The organism is Oleiagrimonas sp. (genome assembly GCF_027858935.1).
Taxonomy (GTDB): domain Bacteria; phylum Pseudomonadota; class Gammaproteobacteria; order Xanthomonadales; family Rhodanobacteraceae; genus Oleiagrimonas.
Genome location: NZ_JAQIBU010000203.1, coordinates 1 through 5,503 on the forward strand (window position 1 = coordinate 1; position 5,503 = coordinate 5,503).

A 5,503-nucleotide genomic window follows, 5' to 3' on the forward strand; every position below is an offset into this window, starting at 1 on the left:
TCACCATCGAAGTCGACCATGACATTCACGCGATCAACCTGGGACTGCTGATCGCGACGCGTGTGCCGCAGGGTCCGGGGCACGTCGGGCGGTTGGATGTTGCGAAAGGCCACGGCCAGGCCGCGCGGGGTGGACTTCACCCAGGCTTCGGTCTGAAGCGAACCCGGCTTTTCGGTAAGCGGCTGGGTGTCGCGAAAGTCAGTGATGTGACGGGCGCCCTTCCATTCGCCAGGGCGGATATGCCCATCGATGTGAATACTGGCGAAAGCCGGAAAACTGCAGGCCAGCGTTGCCAGGAAAGCGAACACGCAGCGCAGCAAACGAAGCGAGGACCCGCAGGTCCTTGTGGTATTGGAAGGCTGAGACGACATGCCATCTCGTGGGGACGAATGCCCGTTACATTCTAGAAGCCTCTTGCCTGAGGACTACTGGCAAAGGTCATGCAACGCTGCGTTGCACCGGCTACCCGACACACCTGGTTATCAGGCCTGATCCGCCGTGACGGCACGTGCCTGTTCGATGGCAGCCACCGCGCGATGGTAGGCCGCGCGGCCATGCATGCGTTTCAGCCAATCGCGGCCATGGGTCAACGGCTGGTGCACCGATGCATCGGCCACCAGGCTTTCAAGCGGAATGCTCATCTGGATATCAGCCGCGCTGAAGTCCGCCCCGGCGAACCCTGCGCTTTTCGCGAGATGGTCTTCGATCATGCGCACGTTGAGCGCGATCGCCGGGACGAGATACGCCGTGCGCACGCGCCGTGTGATGAGCCGGGCAACAGGGCCCAGTGGCCAGGGAGTGCGATCGATACGGTTGAACACCAGCGACATCACCATGAGCGGCATCAACGTACCCTCGGCGTAATGCATCCAGTAGCGATAATCCAGCCAGGCCTCGGTTCCGGCCTGTGGCTGCAGCTTGCCCGGGGCATAGCGTTCAAGCAGGTATTCGATGATGGCTCCGGATTCGGCCACCACACGATCATCATCCACGATGATGGGCGCCTTGCCGAGCGGATGGATGCGCTTCAGGCTTTCAGGGGCCAGTCCACTGGACCGAACCCGCGCATGGAACTGTACGGTGTAGGGCAGCCCCAACTCTTCCAGCAACCAGGGGATGCGCAACGAGCGGGAATGCTCTAGGTGATGCACGATGATCATGACGGCTCCATGGAGAGATTGCGCGAACCACGTGATGGGGACGAGGTTGGGTGTGGACACAGCGTACAGACTTGAATACGCGGCATCGTGGTCGATTGGATCGAAATCGATGTGCACGCGCAGATCCATGAAACGGTTTGGGAACACGAGGCAAACCGGCCATCCCGTAACATGGAGATGCGTACCCGGCATAATGGACGGTACGCTGTGGGTTCATTGAGAGTCACCTACGAGGTCACGCATGCAGCCAGAACATGGCATCCACATCATAGATACGGGATTCCAGCGCCCGAATTTCGACGCCGCCTACCTGCTGGTCGAGCAGGGTCATGCGGCCTTCATCGATTGCGGGACCAAACATTCTGTACCGCGCATGCTCGACGCCCTGGAACAGGCTGGATGTTCCCCGGATCAGGTCGAATGGTTGATTCTCACCCATGTCCACCTGGACCACGCTGGCGGCGCGGGGGAACTGATGACGCATCTGCCGAACGCCCGTTTGGCGGTGCATCCGCGCGGTGCGAGGCACATGATCGATCCCGCGAGACTATGGGCCGGAGCTTCAGCCGTCTACGGCGAGGAAGAAATGCAGCGCAGCTATGGCACGGTGCGTCCGGTGCCGGCAGAGCGCGTCGTGGAGGCCGGGGACGGATACGTGGTCGAGCTCGAGGGACGCCCATTGATGTGCCTGGATACCCCCGGGCATGCCAGTCACCACAATGCGATCTGGGATCCGCACAGCCGCACCTGCTTTACCGGAGACACCTTCGGGCTTTCCTACCGGGAACTGGATACCGAGGCCGGGCCGTTCATTCTACCCACGACCTCGCCGGTACAGTTCGATCCAGACGCCCTGCATGCATCCATACACCGCCTGGTCAGCCTGCAGCCACAGGCCATGTATGTGACGCACTTCGGCCGAATCCAGGATGTCGAGCGGCTCGCCGACAACCTGCACGAACAGATCGATGCCATGGTCGCCATTGCCATGGCCTGCGATCGATGCACGGATCGTCACGCGGCGTTGCTGGCCTCGCTGGAGGAGCTGTACGCACGCAGAGCCATGCGACACGGCTGGAAAACGACCCGCAAGGACCTGCTCGAAGTGATCGGCATGGACATTGAGCTCAATGCCCAGGGCCTGGAGGTATGGCTTGATCGAGCCAGGCGCCATTGAATGCGATGCATGGCGCCATATCAGATGCCAAATTCGTTCAGCGTGGTTCGATCCAGTGCTTGAAAGCATCGCGCGCCTGCAGCCACCAATAGCTCCCTTGGGCTGCCAGATAGCCCAGGGGGCGCCAGGCCGAAACCAGGCCATATCGCTCAAAGCTTCGCCAGCCCTGTCCGCCCTCGGCAATGGCTTCGGCAAGCAGCTCACCCGCTACGCAAGTCGGCGCCAGCCCGTGGCCGCCAAAAGCCTGTGCCCACCACAGGCCATCGCCATTTCCACCAACCTGTGGCATCTCGTGGCGCGCGTAACTCATCAGGCCCGACCAGGCATACTCGATGCGGGCATCGGCCAGTTGCGGATAGACGCAAGCCAGATCCCTGCGCAAGAGCTTCTTCACCGCTTGTGGTGACCGGTTGCGTACCGAGATGCGCCCGCCCCAGAGCAGCCGGTCTTCGGGAAGACGGCGATAATAATCGAATGCAAACCGGGTGTCGTACACCGCACTGGCAGTCGGGATCGCCTCACGCAAGCGCATGCCAAGGGACTCGGTAACCATCACGTAGGTGGCAATGGGAAGCACCGCCCGGTCCACGGCCGGCTGCAAGCCCGACAGATACCCGCCACAAGCCAGCACCACATGCCGTGCGCGCACCTCGCCCCGCGGTGTGGTCACGCGCCATGCACTGCCTGTGGATGCCAGCCCGATGGCCGGACTGTGCTCATGCACCAGCGCACCACGACCCTGCGCCAGTCGCGCCAGTCCGCGTGCGTAGTTCAATGGGTGAAGGTGCAGCGCATTGCTCTCGAACAACGCATCCGAGTAACGCTCCGTATGCAGGCGTTCGCGGAGGGCGTCGCGAGGAACCCAGTCCCAATGCACGTCAAAGACATCTGCGAGCAGTTGCTGCCGACGCCGCAGGACCAGGGGATCCCGAAACCAATTGGCCCAGAGCACGCCTGAGTCGACCATGTCGCAATCAATGTCATGCTTGCGGATGCGATCGCGGATGCGCTGTACCGCGGACACCGTCATTCCGAACAACGTTTGTGCGACTTGCGCCCCCAAACCATCCAGCAGGGCCTGTTCTCCCAGTGAATAGCCTGCAAAGACAAAGCCCCCATTGCGACCCGAGGCCCCGAAGCCGATGGTTTCGGCCTCCAGCAGACACACGTCACTGTGCCCCCGCTCCAACAGACCGGTGACTGTGTTCAAACCGGCAAAACCACCGCCGATAACGACCACATCCACTTCCTGCATACCCTGCAAGGGGGCAAATGCAGGGGCCTGATGGGCGCTTGCGCGATAGTAGGACAGGACGCTGGGATCGTTCATGTGTCCTCGACGGCATCTCCCGTCGTCACCCCCGTATTCAGCGCAGTCCCTCGGCGATCTCGTACACTGCTGGCGCCAGCTCGGGATCGCGCAAGGCCAGATGCAGCGTGGCACGTACCAGACCCAGCTTGTTGCCGCAGTCGAAACGACGCCCCTGAAAGCGGTAGGCCAGCACGGACTGCTGCTTGAGAAGGTCTTCGATGGCATCGGTCAACTGGATCTCTCCACCACTCCCCGGGCTTGTCTTCTCCAGCAGATCGAAGATCCGCGCAGGCAGCACATAACGTCCGACCACGCCAAGGTTGCTGGGCGCATCTTCGGGGCGGGGTTTTTCGACCATGTGCGTGATGCGTGCTGATCGCTCGTCCATTTGCTCGCCCGTGGCAACAATACCGTACTTGTGGGTCTGGTCATTTGGAACTTCCTCGACCGCGATCACCCCGGCATCCCATGTCTCGGCCGCATCCGCCATCTGACTGAGCGCACTGCGGCCGTCGTTGACGATCAGGTCATCCGGCAAGATCACCCCAAACGGCTCGTTGCCGACCACGGGACGTGCGCACAACACGGCGTGACCTAGACCCAATGCCTCCGGTTGGGTCACGAATACCGCGCGCACATGATGCGGCAACGTGCCCTGGACCTGGGCAAGCATTTCTTCCTTGCCTTTTTCGGCAAGCTTGCTCTCCAGTTCGTAAGCCTTGTCGAAATAATCCGCAATGGCGTGCTTGTAGCGGTTGGTGACGAAAATCAGTGTATCGGCACCGGCATCGACGGCCTCGTCCACGGCATACTGAATCAAGGGTCGATCCAGCACCGGCAGCATTTCCTTGGCAACGGCCTTGGTTGCCGGTAGGAACCGGGTACCGAGTCCGGCAACAGGAAAAACGACTTTACGCATACGATTGCTCATGCAACTCCTTCTTGGTCGTTGTTTCGTAAGGGGACCACCGTGGCATCCAGCGCCTGGTTCCATGGGAACGATGGCAGCAAACGTGAAATCAGCGACTGCAGGGCATCCTCGTCGCACTCGTTCACGGCTCTGGACAACTGGTCGACCTGCGTACGCAGGATATCCCAGCTCATCTCCCGCGAACGGGCAAGGAAGATCTTGGCATGCGTGGTGGCGCTGTACTCTTCCTGGGCATGGAAAAGCTCCTCGAACAGCTTTTCGCCCGGACGCAGCCCAGTAAAGACGATGGGGATGTCCACGCCGGGCTGTTTGTCGGCCAGGCGAATCATCTGTTCTGCCAGATCCCGAATGCGGATCGGTTCTCCCATGTCCAGAGCAAAGATTTCGCCGCCATGACCCAGCGCGGAAGCCTGAAGGATCAATTGGCAGGCCTCCGGTATGGTCATGAAATAACGCGAAATTTCCGGATGAGTCACTGTGACGGGTCCACCCGCCTGGATTTGTTCGCGGAACAAGGGCACGACTGAACCAGCCGAATCAAGCACGTTACCGAAACGCACGGTGATGAAATGGGTGTGCTCACAGAACCGTGAATAGTTCTGGCAGAAAATTTCAGCTATCCGCTTGCAGGCTCCCATCACACTGGTCGGATTGACAGCCTTGTCGGTGGAGATCAGCACCATGGTCTCCACCTGGTGTCGTACAGCTGCCTCCGCGACCGTGCGCGTTGCAAGGATATTGTTTCGCACCCCTTCACGAAGCTGTAGCTGCAGCAGCGGAACATGTTTGTAGGCCGCGGCATGGAACAGCAACTGCGGACGATGGGTCGCCATGATGCGATCCATTGCAGCGCGATCACCTGCATCCACCAGCATCGCATGCACCATCAACTCCGGATAACTGGAGGAAAGCTCGCGCTGGAT

5 protein-coding genes and 1 pseudogene are annotated in these 5,503 nt (G+C 60.6%); 1 reads left to right on the forward strand and 5 read right to left on the reverse strand.

All coding sequences use genetic code 11. The annotated features are described in order from the left end of the window. Both PF446_RS07450 and PF446_RS07455 read right to left on the reverse strand, forming a co-directional pair. Positions 1–371 (reverse strand): annotated as a pseudogene (locus PF446_RS07450) (hypothetical protein); the annotation flags it as partial. 111 nt (positions 372–482) lie between these two features. After that, positions 483–1,160: a glutathione S-transferase gene (locus tag PF446_RS07455; RefSeq protein ID WP_298070716.1), complete on the reverse strand. Its 678-nt coding sequence runs from the start codon at positions 1,158–1,160 to the stop codon at positions 483–485. Between the two features lie 241 nt (positions 1,161–1,401). Between PF446_RS07455 and PF446_RS07460 the strand changes: the two genes are divergently transcribed. Continuing rightward, positions 1,402–2,337: an MBL fold metallo-hydrolase gene (locus PF446_RS07460; protein ID WP_298070718.1), complete on the forward strand. Its 936-nt coding sequence runs from the start codon at positions 1,402–1,404 to the stop codon at positions 2,335–2,337. 37 nt (positions 2,338–2,374) lie between these two features. Here PF446_RS07460 and PF446_RS07465 read toward each other — a convergent pair whose 3' ends face one another. From PF446_RS07465 to PF446_RS07475, 3 genes are all read right to left on the reverse strand, one after another. Further along, complete coding sequence (locus tag PF446_RS07465) at positions 2,375–3,667, reverse strand: FAD-binding oxidoreductase (protein WP_298070719.1); 1,293 nt, start codon at positions 3,665–3,667, stop codon at positions 2,375–2,377. Positions 3,668–3,704: 37 nt separating this feature from the next. Beyond that, positions 3,705–4,580, reverse strand: coding sequence for a UTP--glucose-1-phosphate uridylyltransferase GalU (galU, locus tag PF446_RS07470; protein ID WP_298070721.1), 876 nt, complete (start codon positions 4,578–4,580; stop codon positions 3,705–3,707). Next, positions 4,577–5,503: polysaccharide biosynthesis protein (locus PF446_RS07475; RefSeq protein ID WP_298070723.1), on the reverse strand; the 927-nt coding region annotated here is incomplete at its 5' end. The genes galU and PF446_RS07475, both read right to left, overlap by 4 nt.